This is a genomic window from Pseudomonas sp. NS1(2017) (assembly GCF_002269425.1).
Taxonomy (GTDB): domain Bacteria; phylum Pseudomonadota; class Gammaproteobacteria; order Pseudomonadales; family Pseudomonadaceae; genus Aquipseudomonas; species Aquipseudomonas reactans.
On sequence record NZ_CP022960.1, the window covers coordinates 767,137 to 791,189 of the forward strand.

Genomic DNA, 24,053 nt, shown 5'->3' on the forward strand with positions numbered 1-24,053 from the left:
CAGATTATTCCTCGTGGTGCAGTTCCACCATCAAGTCATCGGCCAGGGTTTCCAGGGACAGCTGCAAGGTGTCCAGGGATAACGCGGTCGGCACCTGCAACAGCGCCTCGGCGGTAAACAACGGATCACCGCTCATGGGTGCCGGGCGCACATCGGTGCTCAGGCTCTCCAGGTTCACGCCTTGCTTGCTCAGCAGCGCGGTGATCTCGCGCACAATGCCCGCACGGTCATTGCCCACCAGCGTCATCATGATCGACTTGGACGCCGAGGCCTGCCCGCTGCTGCCCTCGCCCACCAGCACGCGAATGCCATGGGTCGATAAATCCTCCAGCGCCCCAACCAACGCCTGACGGTTCTCTGTAGGCACGCCAACCCGCAGGATCCCGGCAAACTGCCCGGCCATGTGCGCCATGCGGCTTTCCAGCCAGTTGCCACCGTGGGCAGCGATGTTCTGCGCGATGCGCTCGACGAGGCCGGGTTTGTCGGCGGCGATAATTGTGAGTACAAGATGGTCCATGGCAACGCCCTCTGGAATTCAATCTACAAGGTGGACCCGAAGGCCCTCGATAACAAATCGTGTACCATTTTTATATTTATCTGGAACAATCCAATAGTTTTTTGAGAACATCCGATTCTCCGCTGTGACCGTACGACCAAAGTGGGTCGCTAAACGACGTATTTAGTCTAATTTTCACAACCGCAAGTCATCATGTAGTATGCGCAACCTGGCACTACATAATGAAAATCTAAAAAGCGCTTAAGCTGTGCAGAGTGAGGCAAGCAATGACTGAACACGTTCAAGTCGGTGGCCTGCAGGTCGCCAAAGTCCTGTTCGACTTCGTGAACAACGAAGCCATTCCCGGCACCGGCATTACTGCCGACCAGTTCTGGGCCGGTGCCGACAAGGTCATCCATGACCTGGCCCCGAAGAACAAAGCCCTACTCGCCAAACGCGACGATTTCCAAGCGCGGATCGATACCTGGCACCAGACTCATGCCGGCCAGGCGCACGACCCGGTGGCCTACAAAGCCTTCCTGCAAGACATTGGATACCTGCTGCCAGAAGCCGCGGATTTCCAGGCCACGACCCAAAACGTCGATGACGAGATCGCCCGCATGGCCGGCCCGCAGCTGGTAGTGCCGGTGATGAACGCCCGCTTTGCCCTCAACGCCTCGAATGCGCGCTGGGGCTCGCTGTACGACGCGCTGTATGGCACCGACGCCATCAGCGAAGCCGACGGCGCCGAAAAGGGCCAGGGCTACAACAAGGTACGTGGCGACAAGGTCATCGCCTTCGCCCGCACCTTCCTCGATGAGGCCGCACCGCTCAGCGCCGGCAGCCATGTCGATTCCACCGGTTACAAGATTGTCGACGGCACGCTGATCGTCAGCCTCAAGGGCGGCAGCAACAGCGGCCTGCGCGACGACGCACAGTTGATCGGTTTCCAGGGCCCTGCGGCTGAGCCGATTGCGATCCTGCTGAAACATAATGGCCTGCACTTCGAAATCCAGATCGACGCCAGCACCCCGGTCGGCCAGACCGACGCCGCCGGCGTCAACGATGTGCTGATGGAAGCCGCGCTGACCACCATCATGGACTGCGAAGACTCCGTCGCCGCCGTCGATGCCGACGACAAAGTGGTGATCTACCGCAACTGGCTCGGCCTGATGAAGGGTGACCTGACGGAAGAAGTCGCCAAGGGCGGCAAGACCTTCACCCGCACGATGAACGCCGACCGCGTTTATACCGGCGTGGATGGCCAGGACGTGACGCTGCACGGCCGCTCGCTGTTGTTCGTGCGCAACGTGGGTCACCTGATGACCATCGATGCGATCCTCGACAAAGACGGCAACGAAGTGCCGGAAGGCATCCTCGACGGCCTGGTCACCAGCCTCGCCGCGACCCACAGCCTCAACGGCAACAACAGCCGCAAGAACAGCCGCACCGGTTCGGTGTACATCGTTAAGCCGAAGATGCACGGCCCGGAAGAAGCCGCGTTCACCAACGAGCTGTTCGGCCGCATCGAAGACGTACTGAGCCTGCCGCGCAACACGCTGAAAGTCGGGATCATGGACGAGGAGCGCCGTACTACGGTTAATCTCAAGGCCTGTATCAAGGCAGCCAGCGAGCGCGTGGTGTTTATCAACACTGGCTTCCTCGACCGTACCGGCGACGAGATCCACACCTCCATGGAAGCCGGCGCGATGGTGCGCAAGGCGGCGATGAAGGCAGAAAAATGGATCGGCGCCTACGAAAACTGGAACGTCGATATCGGTTTGAGCACTGGCCTGCAAGGTCGCGCGCAGATCGGTAAAGGCATGTGGGCCATGCCCGACCTGATGGCGGCGATGCTCGAACAGAAAATTGCCCACCCATTGGCCGGCGCCAACACCGCTTGGGTACCGTCGCCAACGGCGGCTGCGCTGCACGCGTTGCACTACCACAAGGTTGATGTATTCGCCCGCCAGGCCGAGCTTGCCAAGCGTGAGCGTGCGTCGGTGGACGACATCCTGACCATTCCTCTGGCCAGCAACACCGATTGGTCCGACGAAGAGATCCGCAACGAACTGGACAACAACGCCCAGGGCATCCTGGGTTATGTGGTCCGTTGGATCGACCAGGGCGTCGGTTGCTCGAAAGTGCCGGACATCAACGATGTGGGCCTGATGGAAGACCGCGCCACCCTGCGTATCTCCAGCCAGCACATCGCCAACTGGCTGCGCCACGGCATCGTCAACCAAGACCAGGTGATGGAAAGCCTCAAGCGCATGGCGCCGGTGGTGGACCGTCAGAACGCGGGGGATAAGTTGTACCGTCCACTGGCACCGGATTTCGACAGCAACATCGCGTTCCAGGCAGCGGTGGAGTTGGTGATTGAAGGGACGAAGCAGCCGAATGGCTATACCGAGCCGGTGTTGCACCGTCGGCGTCGGGAGTTCAAGGCTAAGAACGGCCTGTAAATGAAAAAGCCCTGATCACACGATCAGGGCTTTTTTTATGCACCGGAGTTTTACTGCGCCATCCCCAACTCCCGCTTCACCATCTTTGCCAACTTCACGCTATCAATCGGCTTCAGCAAAAAATCCACCACACTCAAATGCATCGCATCAATCACGTCCGGCGCTTCCGCGTCCCCCGACATGATGATGATCGGCAGCGCCGCACGCGTAGATTCACGCACTTGTCGGATCAGTTCCAGGCCATTGCTGGGCGCCATGCGCAGGTCGGTGATCAGCAAACCGATGGAACTGCTCGACTTCAACAAATCCCACGCCGCCTCACCACTGTCGGCGGTCATGCAGCGAATACCGTCCAGCCCCAGGATTTCCGCCAGCAGTTCGCGTGCGTCCTTGTCGTCGTCAACAATCAACACGCGTTGTGGCGGTAAATCAGGCTCCAGCATCACGGCGCTCAGCGCCTCGCGCTCGGCATCACTCAAAATATCGTGGTCGGACATACGGTTCTCAGCAGTTCTCATCAATCTCCCAGCACACTCGTCAGACATCTGCAGAAGGGCGATCAATGTGCACTTCGTCGGAAAGTTTGCCTAGTGGGCGTTCTACGGGTTTTGGACGATATTCATGTAAGGTTTTTCCCTAGGTTTGTACCCTTTGTATCGACCTAGACTTACGTCCAATGGGCACCCGCCGCGCAGGAGTCGACCATGAGGGACGATAACGACAAAAAATCTGCGGTCATTGTTATGAGTAAAGCTGATGCCTTCGCCCAGGCGGGGAAAACTGCTGTGTTGCAAAATATCCACGGCACCCTGCAGTTCCTGCAACGCTTCCCGCCGTTCAACCAGATGGAAAACGCCCACTTGGCGTTTTTGGTGGAACAGTGCCAGTTACGCTTCTATGGACCCGGCGACAGCATCCTCAAACCGTCGGGCGGGCCGGTCGAGCACTTTTATATCGTCAAGCAGGGCCGTGTGGTCGGCGAACGGCCGGACAGCGCCGAAACCACGTTTGAAATCACCACAGGCGAATGCTTCCCCCTCGCCGCGTTATTGGGCGAACGGGCAACCCGCACCGAGCACAAGGCCGCCGAAGACACCTTCTGCCTGCAACTGAACAAACCGGCGTTCATCAAGCTGTTCGCACTCTCCAGCCCGTTTCGCGATTTTGCCCTGCGGGGCGTCAGCAGCCTGTTGGACCAGGTGAATCAGCAGGTGCAGCAAAAAGCGGTGGAAACCCTCGGCACTCAATACTCCCTGAACACGCGGCTCGGCGAGTTGGCGATGCGCCATCCTGTTACGTGCAGCCCCGCCACGCCGCTGCGCGAAGCCGTCACGCTGATGCATGAGCAACAGGTCGGCAGCATCGTGATCGTGGATGAACACAAAGCGCCCCTGGGGATTTTCACCCTGCGCGACCTGCGCCAGGTGGTGGCCGATGGCACCAGCGATTTCAGTCAGGGCATCGAAGGGCATATGACCCAGGCGCCTTTCTTCCTGACGCCGGACCACAGCGCTTTCGACGCGGCAATCGCCATGACCGAGCGGCATATCGCCCATGTGTGTCTGGTCAAGGACCAGCGCCTGTGCGGCGTGGTGTCCGAGCGCGACCTGTTTTCCCTGCAACGTGTTGATCTGGTGCACTTGGCGCGCACCATCCGCAATGCACCGCGTGTGGACAACCTGGTAGCGATTCGCGGCGAGATCGGCCAGTTGGTGGAGCGCATGCTGGCCCATGGCGCGTCGTCGACCCAGATCACCCACATTATTACGCTGCTCAACGATCACACTGTTTGCCGGGTGATCGAGTTGACGCTCGCTGAAAAAGGCGACCCTGGCGTGCCCTTCAGTTGGTTGTGCTTTGGCAGCGAAGGCCGCCGCGAGCAGACGCTGTACACCGATCAGGACAACGGCATTCTGTTTGACGCCAAGGACGCGGCCGAAGCCGCGGCGATCCGAGGCCGGTTGTTGCCGCTGGCGCAGCAGATCAACCAGAGCCTGGCCTTGTGTGGGTTCAGCCTGTGCAAAGGCAACATCATGGCCGGCAACCCGGAGCTGTGTTTGTCGCGAGCGGAATGGGCGCGGCGGTTTGCGGCGTTCATCCGCGAGGCGACGCCAGAGAATCTGCTGGGCTCCAGCATCTATTTCGATCTGCGGGTGGTGTGGGGCGATGAACGTGGCTGCGAGCAATTGCGCCAAGGCATTCTCGACCAAGTGGCGGACAACCGCTTGTTCCAACGCATGCTGGCCGAAAACGCGTTGCGCCAGCGGCCACCCGTAGGACGTTTCCGCGAATTTGTACTCACGCGTAAAGGCGGCGAAAAAGCCACGCTCGACCTCAAGGTGCAGGGCCTGAGCCCTTTTGTCGACGGCGCGCGCCTGCTGGCCCTGGCCAACGGCATCCACGCCAACAACACTTTGGAGCGCCTGCGCCAACTGGTGATCAAGGAGGTGATTGAGCCCCTGGACGGCGCGGCGTATGAAGAGGCCTACCACTTTATCCAGCAAACCCGCATGCAGCAGCACCAACTGCAAACCCGCGAGAATCAGCCGTACTCCAACCGTGTCGACCCTGACAGCCTCAATCATCTGGACCGGCGCATCCTGCGTGAATCACTGCGCCAGGCCCAGCGCCTGCAAAGCAGCCTGACATTGCGGTATCAGCTGTGAGCTTGTTCAACTGGCTGCGCAAGAAAACGCCGGGGCTCGACAGCGCGCAACAGCAGCGCCTGGCGCAACTGCGCAAACCCACGCCGCTGGGGGAAGACACCCTGCGCAGCCAGCGCTGGGTGGTGGTGGACCTGGAAACCAGCGGCCTCAACCTCAACCGTGACCAGGTGTTGTCCATCGGCGCGGTGGTGATCGAAGACGGCGCGGTGGATTTCTCGCAACTGTTCGAACGCACCTTGCAACGGGCTGAAACCAAACTCAGCCCCAGTGTGTTGATCCACGGCCTCGGCCCCAGTGCGATTGCCGCCGGCAGCGATCCGGTCGACGCGTTACTGGACTTCATGGACTTTGTGGGCGACAGCCCATTGCTCGCCTTCCATGCGCCATTCGATCAACACATGCTGTGCCGGGCGCTCAAGGACAGCCTGGGTTACCGCCTGGCCCATCCGTTTCTCGATGTTGCAGACATCGCCCCGCTGCTGTGCCCGGATGCGCATATCCGTGAAGCCGGGTTGGACGATTGGATCAACCACTTCCATCTGCATGTGGGTGAACGTCATCACGCCAGCGCCGACGCCCTGGCCACGGCGGAGCTGATGCTGATCCTGTTCAGCCGCGCGCGCCAGCAGCACATCGACACGCCTCAGGGGCTGCAAGAGCGTTTGAGCCAATGGAAACGGCGTCAACACGCGCCATCGTTTTAATGTCATCTCCCGACAGACGCCAATTGCGCCCACTCCACGGCTCTGACACAATCGCGAATAATTCTCGTTAGTTTAAACATCGCGTTTACCAGGTGATGCCTTGTCGTCGATCCAGAACCCACACAGTGAGCTTGTTGGCGCGTTGTATCGCGACCATCGTGGCTGGCTGCTGGCCTGGCTTCGACGCAACGTGGCCTGCCCGAGCCGCGCCGAAGACCTGAGCCAGGACACCTTCATGCGCCTGCTCGGCCGTGATGAGCTGCGCGAACCCCGCGAACCCCGGGCGTTTCTGGTGGCAATCGCCAAGGGCTTGTTGTTCGACTATTTCCGTCGCGCCGCCCTGGAGCAGGCTTACCTCACCGAACTGATGCTGATCCCGGAAAGCGAACACCCGTCGCCGGAAGAACAGCAACTGATCCTCGAAGACCTCAAAGCCATCGACCGCCTGCTCGGCAAGCTGTCGAGCAAGGCCCGCGCCGCCTTCCTCTATAACCGCCTCGACGGCATGGGCCACGCCGAAATCGCCCAGCGCCTCGGCGTGTCGGTACCCCGCGTGCGGCAGTACCTGGCCCAGGGCATTCGCCAGTGCTACGTCGCGCTGTATGGCGAGCCGCTGTGACGGTGATCAGTTCCAAACCGGTCTCGGCCCGCGTGCTGGATGCGGCGATTGCCTGGCAGCTGTCCCTCGATTCGGGCGATGGCAGCGCAATTGAGCGTGAAGAATTCAATAAATGGCTGGCCGGCGACGAAGAACACGCCCGCGCCTGGCGCCAGTTGGGCATGCTCGACCAGCGTTTCAGCGTGGCCTCGGGCCCGGCGCGGGCGGCGTTGCTGCAATCGCGTGAAGGCATTCGCCAACGTGTGCGCAAGCTGGGCAGTGGCCTTGCAAGTATCGCGCTGGTGATTGGCCTGGCGCTGTTTGCCGGTGAACGCTATGTACCGATCCACTATTGGCTGGCCGACCAACGCACCGCCACTGGCGAGCAGCGCACGTTGAAGCTGGCGGACGGCACGCTGATCAACCTCAACACCCACAGCGCCATCGACGTGCGTTTTGATGAAAAACGCCGGCTGATCGTGTTGCAGGAGGGCGAAATCCTGGTCGAGACCGGCCACAACGACGCGCGCCCATTCTATGTGCAAACCCGCGACGGCAGCCTGCGGGCGCTGGGCACGCGGTTTATCGTCAAGCGCGAAGACGACGCCACGCGCTTGAGCGTGCTGCAATCGGCCGTGGCCGCCCAGCCCGAGGCGCTGCAGCAGGAACAGATCTTCAAGGAAGGCCAGCAAGTGCTGATGCGCAGCGATGGCCTTGGCCCTGCGCTTGCCGTTACCCCCGCCACCGACGCCTGGACCCGCGGCATGCTGGTGGTCGACAACGCGCGCCTGGGTGATGTGGTTGCGGAACTCAGCCGTTACCGCACCGGTTACCTGGGTGTGGATAAAAACGTGGCTGACCTGCGCATCACCGGCAGCTTCCCGTTGCACGACACCACGCTGGCGCTCAATGCACTGCTGCCGACATTGCCGGTGCAGATCGAGCAGCATACGCCGTGGTGGGTCACGGTGAACGCCAAGGCGAAAAACACCGAATCACTTAGTGGGAAATGAATAGACCGTCATTTCGAACGTGTCTAAAAAACTGTAATCCCTCACAGGTTTCATCCGTACCGTAACGTCCTTCAATAGACATCCCTAGTTGTTCTATGAGGATGAAACCATGTCGACGCTCCCACACATCACCCGGCACACTTTTGCCTTCTGCTTCCCCGGCCAAGGCAACGACCCCTGCGGTGCCTTGGCTGACCTGCACCAACACGCCGAGGAATTGCGTACCTCGATAGATGCCATACTGGCGCTCATCGAACACGAAGCGGCGCAGCACGAACCCGGCCTGCAGCCCGGCTTGGTCACCCAAGTGTTACTGACCCATCAGCATGCCTTGCCGCTGCCTTCCGGAGTCACGCAACTGGCCCTGTATGGTGCGGCCGTGGTGCTCAACCAACTGCTCCACGACGCAGGCGTGCGACCGGCACTGATTGTCGCACAGAGTTTTGGTGAGATTGCTGCGCGAGTGTGCGCCGGTGTACTGAGCATTGAGCAGGGCGTGCGTGCGGTCTGCGCCCTCAATGCGGCCTACCGTAGTGAAGAAGGCCGCGGCGGCATGTTGCTGGTCAACTTGTCGCCGGAGATGACGCAAGCGCTGCTCGACAGGTGGCCTGAACTGAAGCTGGAGTTGGGATCGGTCAATGCCCCTGAGCAATGCATCATCAGCGGAAAAATGGACGCATTGCACGCTCTGCTTGAACGTTACGGCGACAGCACCCCGCCGTTGCGCTGGGTGTCGATCGCCTACGCTTCCCATTACTCGGCGCATCGGCATGTCGCAGAACTCATGAACGCACTGCTCCAACCCCTGGAGCAACAGCCGTTCAGGATCCCCATCTATTCGACCGTTTTGGAGGGCTGTTACCAGCAAGGGGATGACCTGCACAAGCTGTTCACGTTGGGCGTGACCGACCCCACCGACCTGCCCAAAACACTGGCCGCGTTGCCACTCGACAAATGCTGCGTGTTTATCGACATGGGTGTAAACCGAGGTATGTCGATGTGCATCCTCAAAAGCCTGCGCGATGCCAAGACCTACACGCCCCTCGCCGCACCACCTAATGAACTTCGCCAACTACTGGCCGACTCACATACCCTGGACACTCTGCGCCAGCTGGTCAACGGGCCCGTCACCGCCCAGGCCCATGCGCACATGGCTCACACGTTCAACGACCCTGAGTTGCATCCGCAAACCAACCTGACCTTCCACGACGGCCACCGCCAGACCTATCGGCGCTTGCAGCATCTGCTCAAGCAATTGCCCGACGGTATCCACGGGTTCAAACAACCGGAGTGGTTGATGGCCCTGGCTACCCACGCGGCGATCAATGATCCGTCACTGTTCATGGGGTGCGTGATTCAGCAGGGTTTGTGCATCGGCACACTCCTGGCGTTCGAACAGGACCACCCGCATGCCGCCAGGTGGCGGCGCGAGCTGGAGAAGGGCGAAAGTCTGGGGGTCTACGCGCTGACTGAAATCGGCCGTAGCAACTCACACATGGGCCCCTGCCTGGAGGCGGTATTCGACACCGACACGCGCACGTTTGTGTTGAACACACCCAACAACGCTGCGCTGAAATTTGCCAATGTCGGTATCAATGACCTCAACAAGTTGGGCGTGGTGTTTGCCGAGTTGAAGGTTCAGGACCAGCGCTGCGGTGTCTTCGCCTTTGTCTTGCCATTAAGCGACACACAGGGTCCATGCCCTGGCATTGAAATGTCTTCACCAGCAGAAATTCGCGCCGTACCGTTGGATTACGGCTTGTTGCGTTTTAATCAGGTCCGCGTCTCTTTTGACGCGTGGCTGTGTGACGGAGCGAACATTGATCAGTCCAACCGCTTTCAAGACCCACTGGGCAGCACTGACCGCCGTCTGATCCGCTCACTGTTCGCCCCCAAGAACGTGTGGGCGATGGTCGGCACCGGCTTGAGCTCCGTCATGCTGGCCTGTGCAACCCTGGCCCTGACTCACGCCAACCGGCGCACCACCCAGGCGAGAATCGGCAACGGCACAGGCTTGCTGGACTTTCGCACACAGCGCCGGGCGTTATTCGGCTGCCTGGCGACAGCGTACGTCATGAAATGCTTTGCCAATGACTCCGCCCGCCTATGGATCGAAGGCACCGCCACCCAGGCCTCCCTGCAAACAACCGGCACGGGCGATGTGACATGGACACCCTGGGCCGCCATCAGCCAGACCCTGGCGCTGACCAAGGCCCTGTGTGCGCCCGCCGCTGAGGCCGTGGCCACTGAATGCCGATTGCGCTGCGGCGTGGCCGGGGCGCTCAACCTCAATCGTTTCGCCGACTATGAAGGCATGGCCAAGATCTACCAGGACGCCGGTGGCAACAACCGCATGATCCTGCTGGATGCCGCTAAGGTCCTGATTGGCCAACCCTTGACCGAGCCCGCCCATCCGGACCCGCACGCTAACCTGGACGACGTTGACTACGGGCTGAGCATGGTCCGCACCCTGGAATACCGTTTGCTCATGGAGGTGGCCCACCATGTCGCCGCACACCGGGCTCAGGGAGAGGACGACATGCAGGTCTGGAACTCAAAACTGATGGTGGTTGCACGCGCTGGCGAGGTGCATGCCCAGCGCCTTGCCATCGAGAGTGCGCTAAAGGCCGGCAACTCACTGCCGCCTGGGCTTGCAAAAGATCTGGTGAGCGCGTTGTACGACCTGTACGTACTCGACTACCTGAACAAACACGCGGCCTGGTTTCTCAGCGAAGGATTCATGGACGGCAAGCGCTACCGGGCACTGGAGGAACACCTCAATCAACGCAGCGACTTCCTGGCCACCCACGTCACGCTGTTGATCGAGGCCTTCGGCCAGGGTGATGCGACGCGTGCGGCAATCGCCAGTGCAGAAACTTACCCGGACGCCTTGGCCGCTAAACTGCGATGGGTGCAGGGCTAAACCTCACAACACACCTGAACCTTCAGGGCCATGCAGTGCGAAGAGTTGTGACCACTCACAGATTTATTTTCATTTGGCCCTATCACTTTTCGATTCTCGTTCGGCACCTAGGCAATTGAGAAATATTTCCATTCAGGAGCCACCCCATGTCCCGCACGCTAGACACCTTGTTGCGCCCCAGCCTGTTAGCCGTGGCCATTGCCCTCAGTGCCCCGCTGGCCAGCACTTCGCTGATCGCCGCGGAGCAGGCGTCTAGCGTGCGTACCTACAATCTGCCGGCGGCCCCCCTGGCCACCACCCTGAACCAGATCGCCAGCCAGGGCGGCCTGGCGCTGACCCTCAGCCCGGCCTTGGCGTCGGGCAAGACCTCGGCGCCGGTCCAGGGCCAGTTCGATGCGCCGGGTGCGCTGCGTGAAGCGTTGCGGGGGACAGGGCTGCAATTGGAGCAAAGCACTGCCGGGACTTATACCCTAGTGGCGGTTCCGGAGGGCGTAGTAGCGCTTCCAGAAACCAACATCACCGGGCAGGGCAGCTATGAAAGTGCGTGGGGCCCTGTGGACGGTTATGTAGCGACGCGTACCGCTGCGGGCACTAAAACTGATACCCCAATTGCAGAGTTACCCCGTTCGGTGACCGTGATCACTCGCCAACAAATGGAAGACCGCTCCGTACTCAACCTCAATGACGCTTTGCGCTACACCGCTGGCGTGCAGAGTTCCGGCTATGGCTCGGACTCCCGCAGCGACTGGTTGCTGGTACGCGGTTTTGTTCCAACTCAGTTCCTCGACGGCCTGCCATTGCCCAAAGGCAACTACGCTACGCCAAAAATCGATACATGGAACCTGGAACGCATTGCAGTCCTGCGCGGTCCGGCATCATCGATTTACGGGCAAACCCCACCAGGCGGCTTGCTGGACATGGTCAGCCGCCGCCCTCAGGCCGAACGTTCGAATGAAGTCGAAGTGCAGGCCGGCAGCAACAACCACAAGCAGATCAACTTCGACAGCACCGGCAAGATCGATGACGAAGGTCAATTTCTCTACCGCATCAGCGGCGTGGTGCGCGACAGCAATACCGCCGTGGACCACATCCCGGACAAGCGCTACAACGTTGCCCCCAGCCTGACTTGGAACATCAACGATGACACCAAGCTAACGCTGCTCACCCAGTTCACCCGCGACGATACCGGGATCACCGGGCAATTCCTGCCGCTGCAAGGCACCAAGCTTAGCTCGCCGGCCGGTAAAATTTCCCACCACAAGAACCTGGGTGACCCGGACTGGGAATTCTACGACCGTACGTACTACGCGCTGGGATACGCCTTTGAAACGCGCCTGAACGATACCTGGCAGTTCCACCAGAACTTGCGCTACACCAAGAATGACTTGTCGTTCCAGGGAATCACCGCTGGGGGTGCGTTCTATCCAAATGGCCCGGAAGTCGCGGTCGATGCAGACGGCAACGTGAGTCGCTCCGCCGGCAAGGTCGATGAAAACATCGGTCAGTTCGCCCTAGACAACAACTTCCAGGCCGACTTCCAGACGGGCGCCGTCAGTCATACGCTGTTGCTCGGGCTCGACCATCAAAGATCCACCAGCGATGCTCGTTGGCTGTGGGGTTCTGCAGGTGTGCCCACCATTAACTTCAATCGTCCGGTATATGGGCAGGACTTTTCCAAAGTCCAGTACTTCACCATGTACGACTACACCCAAAAGACCCAACAAACCGGCTTGTACGTCCAGGACCAAATGGCCCTCGACAACTGGCGTCTGACCCTTGGTGGCCGTGAAGACTGGGTGCATACCGGCACCACCTTCCATAACCTGAATGACGCCACCAACACTCAGCGTGACAAGCACTTCAGCGGCAACGCGGCGCTGAGCTACGTGTTTGACAACGGCCTCACGCCTTATCTGTCGTACGCCGAATCGTTCCAGGCCGGCTCAGGCACACAAGTGGGCAGCACCGGAGCATTCAAACCCACCGAAGGCAAACAATACGAAGCGGGTATCAAATATCAGCCTCCGGGCACCAAGGCCCTGTTTACAGCGGCTGTATTCGACCTGACCCAGCAGAACTCCTCCGTGACCGAAGGCAGTATCACCCGGCAAATCGGTGAAGTGCGTGTTCGGGGCCTGGAACTGGAAGCCAGCGCCGACGTCACCGAAAACCTCAAGCTGGTAGGTTCCTATACCTACAACGACAGCGAAATCACCAAAGGCGCGACCGGCGAAGAAGGTAATCGCATGAATCAGCTGCCACGCAACCAGGCTACTGGTTGGGCTGACTACACCTGGCACAGCGGGCTGATGGACGGCTTTGGTGTTGGCGCAGGCGTACGCTATGTCGGTGACACCTACGGCAACGCGACCAATACAGACCTGGGCCACGTCGGCTCCTACACCGTTTATGACGCCTCGGTACACTATGACCTGGGCCGCTTGAATAGCACCATGAAGGGTGTGACCGTGGCGGTCGACGCCAAGAACATCTTCAACAAGGACTACCTGTCCACCTGCGATGGTTTCTACTGCTACTACGGCGACCAGCGTAACGTGGTCGCCAGCGTAAACTACAAATTCTAAGACGGTAAAAACCGCCAATGAAGGGCCGCCTGAACCGCGGCCCTTTTGCCTTTGGAGCCGTGATGAAAAGCAAAACCATCCGCCGCTGGTCCTTCATCCACACCTGGACCAGCCTGATCTGCACGGTGTTCCTGCTGCTGCTCGCGCTCACTGGCCTGCCGCTGGTGTTTCACCATGAGATCGACCATCTGCTGGGCAACGAGCCGGAACTGGCGCAGATGCCCGCCGACACGCCGCAGCTCAACCTCGAACAACTCGTCAGCGCCGCCCAGGCCCATCGCCCCGGCGATGCCCTGCAATACCTGGCCTGGGACGAAGATGACAAGAACGGCGTGATCGCGATCATGGCCGCCACCGCTGGTACCGAGCCCAACTCGTCCCACACCTTCATGCTTGATGCGCGCACCGGTGAAACCGTGGAAACCCCGGCGGCCAACGGTGGGCTCACCTTATTCCTGCTGCGCTTGCATGTGGACATGTTCCCCGGCCTGCCGGGCAAGTTGCTGCTGGCGTTCATGGGCATTCTGTTTGTCGTGGCGATCATCTCGGGCACGGTGCTGTACCTGCCGTTCATGCGCCGCTTGAAGTTCGCCACCGTGCGCCAGGACAAATCCACGCGCCTGCGCTGGCTCGACCTGCATAACCTGATCGGCGTGGTCACCCTGACCTGGGCCTTGGTGGTGGGCGTGACCGGCGTAATCAGCGCCTGCGCCGACCTGATCATCGCCGCCTGGCGCCAAGACAGCCTCAGCGCCATGATCGAACCCTACAAAAACGCACCGCCACTGACCCTGCGCGCCCCCGCTACCGAACTGCTTGCCATCGCCGCCAAGGCCGCACCCGGCATGGAGCCGGACTTCATCGCCTTCCCCGGCACACGCTTTTCCAGTGAGCACCATTATGCCGTGTTCATGAAGGGCAGCACCCACCTCACCTCGCACCTGCTCACGCCCGTGCTGATCGACGCCAGCACCCTGGCCGTCACCGCCATCGCCGAGCGGCCGTGGTACATGGACGCCATGGGCATGTCCCAGCCGCTGCATTTCGGTGACTACGGCGGCATGCCGATGAAAATCCTCTGGGCGGCGCTGGATGTACTGACCATCATCGTGCTGGTCAGTGGGATTTACTTGTGGGTCGTGCGGCGTAAGGCGGGCAAGGCATGAAGCCGCGTCAGTCGAGTTTCTGGAAAGTGTTTGGTATTCCACTGGGGATTGGCTTGCTCAGCGCCGCCGGTTTGTTTGCGGCGCTGCTCGGGGACGGGCTGTGGGATTCGCTCAGTTGGGTCGGGTTGGGGGTTCCGGCAGTCATTGCGCTATGGGGACTGGTGCGCCGCTGAGGCCGGCGCGATGTCGAGATAACCCCCCATTGCAATAATTAGACATTAATAACAATTTATACGCTTTGTTTAAACTCAATTAATCTTTGCCCCAGTCCACACATCCAGTGTCGTCAGCCTGCGGGGCAACACCCAATGACGTTTCCCATCTATAGCCTTCCCGATCTGCGCGCAGTGCTAAAGCGCAGTGACATGCTGCGTGTGACACGCGACGCCTGTATTCAACATTCCCAAAACAACATCGTCAGTACCATGCCCGGCGAATTGCTGTTTCAGGCGCCTCCCGGGGATTGCCATGTCAGGCTCGGCTATTTACGAGGCGGTGAGACCTTCGTGGTCAAACTGGCCATGGGCTTCTATGAAAACCCATCCAGGGGGCTGGAAACCAATAACGGGCTGATGCTGGTCTTCAGCTCACACACCGGCAAGCTCGTCGCCATCCTCAATGACGAGGGCTGGTTGACCAGTTGGCGGACAGCCGCAGCCGGGGCCTTGGCTGCAAAGGCTGGCGCGCCCTCACAGGTCTCCGCGCTGGGTATTCTCGGTACCGGGCACCAGGCCGAACAACAGGCCCACTGGGCTGCACAGCTCCTCGGGAAGCCGCGTGTATTCATCTGGGGGCGGGACCCGAACAAAGCCACCCGCCTGGTTGAGAAGCTGGTGCATCAGGGCTTGACCGCCCAAACGGCCGCAAAGGTGGAGGACGTATTCGAACACTGCAATGTCGTAATTACCTGCACACCGTCGACTCAGGCAATCGTTCCGGTGTCCGCTGTAAAACCCGGAACCCATATCGTCGCCATGGGCGCAGACAGCCAGGGAAAACAGGAGCTTGACCCTCAAATACTCGCGTTGGCCCGGGTCATCATGACCGACGACCACCAGCAATGTGCCGAACGCGGAGAACTTGCCCACGCCCTTCGCGCCGGGTTGATCACCCACACCGCCGACATCTCGCTGGGGCACGTGCTGGCCGGCAACCTCCCTGGGCGCATAAGCGCTGACGACGTGACCGTCGCTGACTTGACCGGCCTTGCAGCCCAGGACATTGCCATCGCCAGCCTCGCGCTTGGTCTGATCCAGGCCACGCCGTCTCCCTGATCCTCCCCCATATGACACCTGAACCAACAATAACAATAAGGTAGGTATTCACATGAAAAAGCTGATGAGCACGATGACCGCAGCCACCGCCTGGCTGCTCTGCACCGCCGCGGGTGTTGCACAGGCAGAAACACTGCGCATTGCCAGTGAAGGGGCTTATCCACCGTTCAACTACGTGGACTCAACCAATACACTGCATGGCTTCGATATCGACATTGCCAACGCGTTGTGTGAGCGAATGAAGGTGCAGTGCACCTTTGTCACCCAGGACTGGGAGGGCATGATTCCCGGCCTGCTGGCGAAAAAATACGATGCGATCGTTGCCTCGATGAATGTCACCGAGGAGCGCAAAAAGACGGTCGCCTTCACCGACCGTTATTACCGCACACCGCTGTCGATCGCCGTGCCCAAAGACTCGGACATCAGCAACGCCCAGTCCAATTTCAAAGGCCTGACGGTGGGAACCCAGTCGTATTCGACACAAAGTATCTACGCCGAAGAACACTATGCCGCGGCCGGTGCCACCGTGAAGCTCTACCCCTCCCAGGACGAAGCCGCCAGCGACCTGGCAGCCGGGCGCCTGGACGCCGTCATCGCCGACAAATACCCGTTGCTGGCCTGGATAGAAGGCGCGGGCAAAGCGTGCTGCAAATTCCTCGGGGACGTCGACGGTACCAATACCGACGCTGCAATTGTTGTACGCCAGGGCGATGTGGCACTGCGTGAGCGACTGAACAATGCACTGGACGAAATCGTCACCGATGGCACCTATAAAAAGATTTCCAGCCGTTACTTCGCCTTCGATATCTATTGATCTGCGGGGGCTCGCATGCTCGAACAATTGTCACTGTTATCGTTCGCCAGCGGCGGCTGGGGCTGGGCGCTGCTCGTCGGTGCCTTGGTCACCCTCGCGCTGGCCCTCGCCTGCGTGCCGCTCGGCTTACCCTTGGGCCTCGGAGTGGCCTTGGCGGCGCGCTCCAAACGACGCTGGTTGCGGACGGGAGCCACGGTATTTTCCACGGTATTCCGTGGGCTGCCCGAGCTATTGACACTGCTGCTCATTTATTACGGCTGCCAAATAGCTGCACAACACGTGCTCGCCGCCGTGGGCTATCAAGGCGAGGTGATGATAAACACCTTTGTCGCGGCCATGATTGCCTTCAGCCTGGTGTTTGCCGCGTTTTCCAGCGAGATCTGGTTGAGCGCTTTCAAGACCGTGGACAAAGGTCAATTCGAGGCCGCAGCGGTGTTGGGCCTGTCCACAGCCACAACCTTTCGCACCGTGGTCCTGCCACAACTGACGCGCACTGCCTTGCCCGGTCTGTCGAACAATTGGCTGTCCCTGCTCAAGGACACCTCGCTGGTGTCGACCATCTCCCTGGTCGACCTGATGCGCCAGACCAGCCTGGCGGTCAGCGTGACCAAAGAGCCCATGCTGTTCTACACAGTGGCCTGCTTGGCATATCTGCTTTTTTCGGCGCTGTCCGGCCGCGTGTTCCATGTTCTGGAGCGACATTTCAGCCGCCATCAGCGGAGTACTCTGTCATGACCATCGAGCATTGGCTGAGCAGGCTTCTCAACCTGGAACTGCTTGAGCGTTACGCCCCCCGTTTTATCGACGGCCTGCTGGTCACCGCTAAACTCGTGGCGATTTCTTTCAGTCTCGGCGCACTGCTGGGCCTGCTGATTGCGCTGGGCCGTTTGTCGAGCCATCGCTGGCTGCGCGGCTTCACTGGCGTCTATGTGTATTGCTTTCGCGGCTCTCCGCTGCTCGCCCAATTATTCCTGCTGTATTACGGCCTGGGGTCATTCAAACACTTCTGGCAAGACGTCGGCCTCTGGTGGTTCTTCCGGGATGCCTGGCTGTGCACCCTGCTGGCCTTCACCCTGAACACCGCGGCCTATCAAGCCGAGATCATGCGCGGGGCCCTGACCGCTGTCGCACCGGGCCAGCGCGAAGCCGCGCAAACCCTGGGCCTGTCGCGCTGGACCACCTTGAGAAAAGTCATCCTGCCGCAGTCGCTGCTGGTGGCCATAGGGCCGCTGGGTAACGAATTGATCCTGATGATCAAGGCCAGCGCCATTGCCTCACTGGTCACGCTTTATGACCTGATGGGCGTGACCAAATTGGTGTTCTCACGCAGCTTTGATTTCCAGGTCTACCTGTGGGCAGCAGCGCTGTACCTGGCAATCGTCGAACTGGTCAGACGAGCGCTCAAGCACCTTGAGCGGTCACTGAGCAAGCACATCGGGTAATCCGATTTCAACACCCCCACCCTTACGGTCCAGAGGGCAAGCCATGAATTCGTACACCATCGCGCCAGACGGTCTTCACCCTTCAACCAAGGCACCGCCAGAACCCGCGGTGCACATCAGCGGGTTGAACAAGTGGTATGGCAACTTCCAGGTCTTGCACGCCATTGATCTGACCGTCCGCCAGGGTGAGCGCATTGTCCTGTGCGGGCCTTCCGGCTCGGGAAAGTCGACCTTGATTCGCTGCATCAGCCGCCTTGAAGTTGCCCAAAGTGGTGTTATTCGAGCCTTGGGAACCGACCTCGGCAAACCTACGCCAGCCAGGCATAAAACGCTGCAAGAGATAGGAATGGTCTTCCAGAACTTCAACCTGTTTCCCCACATGACCGTCCTGCAGAACTGCACACTGGCCCCCATGTCGGTGCGCGGCCTGACACGCAGGACCGCCGAAGAACTCGCCCGGCATTACCTTGGCAAGGTCGGTATCGCCAACCAGGCGGACAAGTATCCCAGCCAACTGTCAGGCGGCCAGCAACAGCGGGTGGCGATTGCCCGGGCATTGTGCATGGAGCCGAAAATCATGCTGTTCGACGAACCCACCTCGGCACTCGACCCGGAAATGGTCAACGAAGTGCTGGAGGTCATCGTCACATTGGCCGGCACCGGCATGACGATGCTGTGCGTCACCCACGAAATGGGCTTTGCCCGCCAAGTGGCCGAGCGGGTGCTATTCCTTGACGCAGGACGCATTGTCGAAGACCTGCCCCCGGAGGAGTTTTTTAACGCCCCCAGGAGCGACAGGGCTCAAGCATTCCTGGCGCAGATCCACCACTGAGAGCCGCGCCAACGCACCTGTCAAAGGTATGGACGACTCCGTACAATCACTCCCTCCACCTCCTGTGCTTGGATCGCCATGGCCAGTATCGCCTTCATGAATGCAGCGGCAGACGGCATCGCTGCTTTGCTTTTCCCCGACCTGGAAGCGGTGGTTCACGATGTCCGCAGCGGTTTGATCGTGCACATTGCCAACGGGTTCTCCAAGCGCAAAGTCGGTGATGCATCGCTGATTTGTGATCTTCCGGACCTGGCCCCTGGGCTGGATGTGCTAGGACCGTATGAGAAGGCAGGCCCCAACAATCGCACGCTACGCTCGATTTCTATCGTTGCCCGCTCGGAGAGCGGCGATATCGTCGCGCTCCTGTGTCTGAACTTCGATGTCACGGCGTTATCGCAGGTGCAGAAGCTGTTGAGTGGTTTTGCCGTGGGCCTGCAACCCCAAGCCCGCCCCGCCCCTTTGTTCAGCGCTGACTGGCGGGAAACACTCAACGACATCGTCGAAAAGATATCCGTCGAACACTGCGTGCGGCGAAGTGACTTCGGGCGCAGCGAAATCATGCTCGTCCTCGCACAAGCGCAAGCCAATGGGCTGCTGGACATACGCAACTTCGTCGATTATTTCGGCGAGTACTTCGAGATCTCCCGAGCGACGGTTTACAACTACTTGAAAGCCATTGCGCAAGAAAGCAATTGAACACAGGCCCCACTGCCCTTACCGAGGAATGCCCATGTCCACACCCAGCATGACCTTGTTCCACAACCCCGCATCACCCTTCGTGCGTAAGGTTCGCGTGTTGCTGGCTGAAACCGGCCAACAGGACCGCGTTGCGCTGCGCGGCTGCATGCCGACCCCGGTCAACCCGGATGCGCAGGTGGTGCAAGGCAACCCCGTGGGCAAGATCCCGGCCCTGCGCCTGGCTGACGGCACGGTATTGCACGACAGCCGGGTGATCCTTGATTACTTCGACCACCAGCACGTCGGCAACCCACTGATTCCTCGCGACGGCTCGGCCCGCTGGCGCCGCCTGACCCTGGCCTCGATGGCCGACGGCATCATGGATGCCGCCGTGCTGGTGCGTTACGAAACCGCCCTGCGCCCAGCGGAAAAGCACTGGGACCAGTGGCTCGATGAGCAGCGCAACAAAATCCGCCGCAGCCTCTCTGAGTTGGAGGCTGATGCGATTGCCGAACTGACCAGCCACTTCGACATTGCCGCCATCAGCGTGGCCTGCGCCTTGGGTTACCTCGACTTCCGTCATCCGGACATGCAATGGCGCCTGGATAACCCGCAGCTTGCAGCCTGGTATGCCGAGGTCAGCCAGCGGCCTTCGATGCAGCAGACCCAACCACCGGTTTAACCAGCCCCCTGTAGGAGCGAGCTTGCTCGCGAAAGTCGTCAACGATAACGCAGTCAACCTGGCTAAACGCGGTGTCTTTGCGTTCTTCGCGAGCAAGCTCGCTCCTACAATGAGCAGCGGCGTGATTAAGAAAATCGACCATCCGCGCCTTCATATACTGATCCTCCCGTAACCCGATCATTGCACAGCCTCCAAATCAAATTCCAAAGGCTGTGCCGCCTTACGCTTGCCCACGCCATACCAATCCAACTTACGCGTCAGCACCATCACCGTGCCCAGCAGGCCGAACAGCAGCAACGAGCCCATCAGCAACGCATAATCCTCGGCACTCAGCAGCCCGTACAACAAGCCATACAACGCCGCCAGCCCCGCTGAAAACCCCAGGCCGTGAGCGACGCTGCGCAGCACATGGCACACATAGAAGCCAATCAACAACACGCAGGCGCTGGCAGAGATGAGATAAGCCAGCGCGAACCCAATGTGCTCGGACAACGACAGCAACAAAAGGTAGAAAAACGCCAGCGCAAACCCCACCAACGCGTACTGCACCGGATGCACCGCCAGGTTCTTGAGTACTTCGAACAGGAAAAAGCCGGCGAAGGTCAGGGCGATGAACAGCAGCGCGTATTTGATCGCACGGTCGCTCTTGAGGTACTGGTCCACCGGATCGATGAAGTTCACGCCGAAGCTGCGGTTGTTGAAGTCTTCACAGCCCTGCTTGTCCAGGCAGGTTTGCAGCGCTTGCTCAAGGTTGGTGGAGAAGAACGAGGTCTGCCAGTTGGCGGTAAAGCCCTTGTCGGTAATCTCGCGTTGTGCCGGCAGGAAATTGCCGATGAAACTGGGATGTGGCCAGTTGGAAGCGAGTGATACCTGGCTGATCTTGCCCACCGGCACCACTTGCAGTTGCTCGGTGCCTTGCAGGCGCAGGTCAAAAGCAAAGTCCACGACATTGGGCTTTTTGCTGTCGTGCTCCGGCAGTGTCACGTGCACGCCTTCGCCCAGCCAGTCCACCTGGGAGCCCGGTTCGAACTCCAATTGCTGGCTGCCCAGCTCCAGCTTCAGCGCGTTTTCGATACCGCGAATATCGCTGATGCCCACCGCCAGAAACGCCGGCTCAAAGCGGTAATCGGCGAAGTCTTCGGTGATACCCAACTGCGCAGGCAATTCGAAACGCCCGCTGATGCGGTTGTCGGCATGGAACAACCGCGCCTGGTAGATGCCCCGTGCGCGCAGTTCGGTCTGCACCTTGCCGTCGAGTTCAAATCGATCCGGCAGGAAATACAGACGACCACGCTCTTCACGGGTGACTTCATAACGTTTGTTGAGCTTTTCATTGAGCTTCCACTCACGCACGGTCTTGCGATAGGGCACTACCATCACCGGGCCGGTGAGGCGCTGGCTGTAGCTGGAGCTGCGGGCAATGTCATCCAACACCTGATCACGCGTGAACTGGCGATCAGCAATGATGCCGTTGATCATCAACAACGGAATCAGCAATAACAGCATCAGCAGCGCAATCGCGCCAAGTTTGAAAAGCAGGCTGCGGTTCATGGGTCTCTCCCTGTTTTGATGGGGAGAGTCTGGGCAGACTGTGTGGGGGATTTATGTGGGCAATGTGGAGACTGTGTGGAGATGCAGCACCACCTGCACGCCGCCGTCGACATTGCCGATCTGCAACGCGCCGCCGTGCAGCTTCACTACTTCCTCGACAAAGTTGAGACCCAGGCCCGTGCTTTTGCGCCCACTGGCCGGGCGTGGCAGCGAGTAGAAACGCTCACTCAGGCGCGGCAGGGCGTAGTCGGGAATCGGTGCGGCGTGGTTGAACAGGCTGACTTGCACATCGTTGTGTCGCGTCTGTGCGCTGAACTTCAACAAGCCGCCGGGCGGCGTGAAGTCCAGGGCGTTGTCCAGTAAATTGCCCAGGGCCTGACGCAACAAGAAAGGTTCGCCGTACACCCTCACATCCACCGCAATTGTCTGCTCGACCTGCAACCCGGCGCCTTCAATCCGCGCGCACTGGGCCTTGAGTACTTCATCGACCATCGCCGCCAACGGAATACGCGCCTGCTCTTCCAGGCCCTGGCGCTGCTCGACCTGCGCCAGGTTCAGCAGGCGCTCGATCAACTGCTGCAGGCGCGCGCTTTCGCTGTCGATATTGCCGACGAAGCGCTGCTGTTGTTCGCGGGTCATATCACCCTGCAACAACTCCGCCGCGCCGCGAATCGCGGCCAAGGGGCTTTTCAATTCGTGGGTCAGGGTGTGTACGTAATGTTCGACGTAGGCCTTGCCTTCCAACTGCGTGCGCATGTGCTCGACGGCGGTGGACAGTTGCTTGAGCTCACCGCCACGGTAATGGGGCAGCTCGGCACGCCGCCCCTCGCTGACGGCTTCGGCGTAGGCAGTCAGACGGCGCAACGCGACGCTCAGCCACCACGACAGCAGCGCGCCCAGCAGCAGGCCCAGGACAACCAAGCCCGCGCCGTACCACAGCAGACGACGCTCGGTGCGGTCGACATAAGGCTGCAATGAACTGTTTGGCTTAGCCACGGTAACCACGCCAATGATCTGGCCGTTATCACGAATCGGCGCGCCCACGTGCATCACCGACGAGGCAGGGTCATCCAGTTCGCTGCGGGTGGAGCGCGCGCCGTACTCGCCACGCAGGGTCAGGTACACGTCGTTCCACTTGGAATAGTCTTGCCCCACCGCTTCGCCCGTGGAGTCGAGCAACACGGTGCCCTTGGCATCGGTCACGTAGATGCGATGATTGACCTGGTTCTTCGGCAAGCCCCAAATGGTCGCCCCCGGCTGGCGGTTGCCATACGCCTTGAGCAGCTCCGGCCAGTGGCTTTGGCCGAGGGTGCCGTTCTTCACGTCATTACGCACGATCTCGGCCAGCAGGTTGGCGGTGTCCACCAGGGTTTCTTCGGTGGACTGGCGCACGCCGGGGCGGATTTCCTTCATCACGGTGCTGAGCACGAAGTAGCCGGTCAGGCCGATAAACAGTGCATACACCAGGAAGATCCGCAGCCCCAGGCGCATCAGCTATTGCTCGGGCTGTAGCTGTAGCCGAGGCCGCGATGGGTCTGGATCGGCTCGGCATCGGCGGCCACGCTGCGCAACTTGCTGCGCAGGCTTTTGATATGGCTGTCGATATTGCGCTCGTAGCCGGCATCCGCCGCCACGCCCACCGCGTCCAACAGTTGCTCGCGGCTGAACACACGCTCGGGTTGTTCCAGCAGGCTTTGCAGCAGGCGGAACTCGTGTCGTGTGAGGCTCAACGGTTGGCCGCGATAGCTGATCTGCATACGCTCCAGATCCACCTGGAACACCGCGGGCGCAGCACCTGGACCAATACGTTTCAGGATCGCCCGGACCCGTGCCGTCACTTCGCGTGGGCTGAAGGGCTTGACCACATAATCGTCGGCGCCGATCTCCAGGCCGACCACACGGTCGATCTCGCCATCCCGCGCGCTGAGGAACATCACCGGCACTTCACTGAACCGGCGCAGTTGCTTGCAGGTTTCAAAGCCGGTGATATCCGGCAGGCCGATGTCGAGGATGATCAGGTCGGCAGGCGTCTGGCGCTGATGCTCCAGCGCCGCCTGGCCGAGGGTCAGCCAGGTGGTGGTGAAGCCCTCGCCTTGCAGGGCGAAAATCAGCGTGTCGGCTATCGCCGCTTCGTCTTCGACAATCAGGATATGCGCCATGTGGT

General features: G+C 60.2%; 21 protein-coding genes. 16 read left to right on the top strand and 5 right to left on the bottom strand.

Annotation, left to right across the window (positions count from 1 at the left end):
• Positions 1–4 precede the first annotated feature (4 nt).
• On the bottom strand, positions 5–517 hold the full coding sequence (locus CI807_RS03735; protein ID WP_095013772.1) for a glycine cleavage system protein R: 513 nt from the start codon (positions 515–517) through the stop codon (positions 5–7).
• A 266-nt stretch (positions 518–783) separates the two neighbouring features.
• Here CI807_RS03735 and CI807_RS03740 point away from each other — a divergent pair, with 266 nt between their 5' ends.
• Positions 784–2,961 (top strand): malate synthase G, encoded by a 2,178-nt coding sequence (locus CI807_RS03740; protein ID WP_095013773.1) that lies wholly within the window; start codon positions 784–786, stop codon positions 2,959–2,961.
• Positions 2,962–3,011: 50 nt separating this feature from the next.
• Here the strand turns inward: CI807_RS03740 and CI807_RS03745 are convergent, their stop codons facing one another.
• The gene (locus CI807_RS03745) at positions 3,012–3,458 is read right to left on the bottom strand and encodes a response regulator (RefSeq protein ID WP_025857000.1); all 447 of its coding nucleotides are present in this window, start codon (positions 3,456–3,458) and stop codon (positions 3,012–3,014) included.
• 246 nt (positions 3,459–3,704) lie between these two features.
• Between CI807_RS03745 and CI807_RS03750 the strand changes: the two genes are divergently transcribed.
• The 15 genes from CI807_RS03750 to CI807_RS03820 all read left to right on the top strand — a co-directional run bounded on the left by CI807_RS03750 (position 3,705) and on the right by CI807_RS03820 (position 20,338).
• A complete protein-coding gene (locus tag CI807_RS03750) occupies positions 3,705–5,627 on the top strand; it encodes a putative nucleotidyltransferase substrate binding domain-containing protein (RefSeq protein ID WP_177409560.1) in 1,923 nt (640 codons plus the stop codon).
• Positions 5,624–6,331, top strand: coding sequence for a PolC-type DNA polymerase III (locus tag CI807_RS03755; protein WP_095013775.1), 708 nt, complete (start codon positions 5,624–5,626; stop codon positions 6,329–6,331). The genes CI807_RS03750 and CI807_RS03755 overlap by 4 nt, the downstream gene beginning before the upstream one ends.
• Positions 6,332–6,431: 100 nt before the next feature.
• A complete protein-coding gene (locus tag CI807_RS03760; protein ID WP_095013776.1) occupies positions 6,432–6,950 on the top strand; it encodes an RNA polymerase sigma factor in 519 nt (172 codons plus the stop codon).
• Positions 6,947–7,942 carry a FecR domain-containing protein gene (locus CI807_RS03765; RefSeq protein ID WP_095013777.1) on the top strand — a complete coding sequence of 332 codons (996 nt, stop codon included), beginning with the start codon at positions 6,947–6,949 and terminating at the stop codon, positions 7,940–7,942. Before CI807_RS03760 ends, CI807_RS03765 begins: the two co-directional genes overlap by 4 nt.
• Before the next feature lie 109 nt (positions 7,943–8,051).
• Positions 8,052–10,865, top strand: a complete 2,814-nt coding sequence (locus tag CI807_RS03770) for an acyltransferase domain-containing protein (protein ID WP_095013778.1) — start codon at positions 8,052–8,054, stop codon at positions 10,863–10,865.
• 146 nt (positions 10,866–11,011) lie between these two features.
• Positions 11,012–13,450: a TonB-dependent siderophore receptor gene (locus CI807_RS03775; RefSeq protein WP_095013779.1), complete on the top strand. Its 2,439-nt coding sequence runs from the start codon at positions 11,012–11,014 to the stop codon at positions 13,448–13,450.
• A 62-nt stretch (positions 13,451–13,512) separates the two neighbouring features.
• Positions 13,513–14,616 carry a PepSY domain-containing protein gene (locus CI807_RS03780; protein WP_095017492.1) on the top strand — a complete coding sequence of 368 codons (1,104 nt, stop codon included), beginning with the start codon at positions 13,513–13,515 and terminating at the stop codon, positions 14,614–14,616.
• A complete protein-coding gene (locus CI807_RS31400) occupies positions 14,613–14,789 on the top strand; it encodes a hypothetical protein (protein WP_095013780.1) in 177 nt (58 codons plus the stop codon). Before CI807_RS03780 ends, CI807_RS31400 begins: the two co-directional genes overlap by 4 nt.
• 135 nt (positions 14,790–14,924) lie before the next feature.
• Positions 14,925–15,890, top strand: a complete 966-nt coding sequence (locus CI807_RS03790) for an ornithine cyclodeaminase (RefSeq protein ID WP_095013781.1) — start codon at positions 14,925–14,927, stop codon at positions 15,888–15,890.
• Positions 15,891–15,942: 52 nt separating this feature from the next.
• Positions 15,943–16,704 (top strand): transporter substrate-binding domain-containing protein, encoded by a 762-nt coding sequence (locus CI807_RS03795; RefSeq protein WP_177409561.1) that lies wholly within the window; start codon positions 15,943–15,945, stop codon positions 16,702–16,704.
• Positions 16,705–16,719: 15 nt separating this feature from the next.
• Positions 16,720–17,439 carry an ABC transporter permease gene (locus CI807_RS03800; RefSeq protein WP_095013782.1) on the top strand — a complete coding sequence of 240 codons (720 nt, stop codon included), beginning with the start codon at positions 16,720–16,722 and terminating at the stop codon, positions 17,437–17,439.
• A complete protein-coding gene (locus CI807_RS03805; RefSeq protein WP_095013783.1) occupies positions 17,436–18,146 on the top strand; it encodes an ABC transporter permease in 711 nt (236 codons plus the stop codon). Before CI807_RS03800 ends, CI807_RS03805 begins: the two co-directional genes overlap by 4 nt.
• A 43-nt stretch (positions 18,147–18,189) precedes the next feature.
• The gene (locus CI807_RS03810) at positions 18,190–18,978 is read left to right on the top strand and encodes an amino acid ABC transporter ATP-binding protein (protein ID WP_095013784.1); all 789 of its coding nucleotides are present in this window, start codon (positions 18,190–18,192) and stop codon (positions 18,976–18,978) included.
• A gap of 78 nt (positions 18,979–19,056) precedes the next feature.
• On the top strand, positions 19,057–19,674 hold the full coding sequence (locus CI807_RS03815) for a transcriptional regulator (protein WP_095013785.1): 618 nt from the start codon (positions 19,057–19,059) through the stop codon (positions 19,672–19,674).
• A gap of 34 nt (positions 19,675–19,708) precedes the next feature.
• Positions 19,709–20,338: a glutathione S-transferase N-terminal domain-containing protein gene (locus tag CI807_RS03820; protein ID WP_095013786.1), complete on the top strand. Its 630-nt coding sequence runs from the start codon at positions 19,709–19,711 to the stop codon at positions 20,336–20,338.
• A gap of 177 nt (positions 20,339–20,515) precedes the next feature.
• On the opposite strand, the gene creD is transcribed toward CI807_RS03820, so the two are convergent.
• The 3 genes from creD to creB are packed head-to-tail and all read right to left on the bottom strand — an operon-like array spanning position 20,516 to position 24,048.
• Positions 20,516–21,889: a cell envelope integrity protein CreD gene (gene creD, locus CI807_RS03830; protein ID WP_095013788.1), complete on the bottom strand. Its 1,374-nt coding sequence runs from the start codon at positions 21,887–21,889 to the stop codon at positions 20,516–20,518.
• Between the two features lie 51 nt (positions 21,890–21,940).
• Positions 21,941–23,380, bottom strand: coding sequence for a two-component system sensor histidine kinase CreC (creC, locus tag CI807_RS03835; protein WP_095013789.1), 1,440 nt, complete (start codon positions 23,378–23,380; stop codon positions 21,941–21,943).
• Positions 23,380–24,048, bottom strand: a complete 669-nt coding sequence (gene creB / locus CI807_RS03840; RefSeq protein ID WP_028618212.1) for a two-component system response regulator CreB — start codon at positions 24,046–24,048, stop codon at positions 23,380–23,382. Before creB ends, creC begins: the two co-directional genes overlap by 1 nt.
• Between the last annotated feature and the right edge of the window lie 5 nt (positions 24,049–24,053).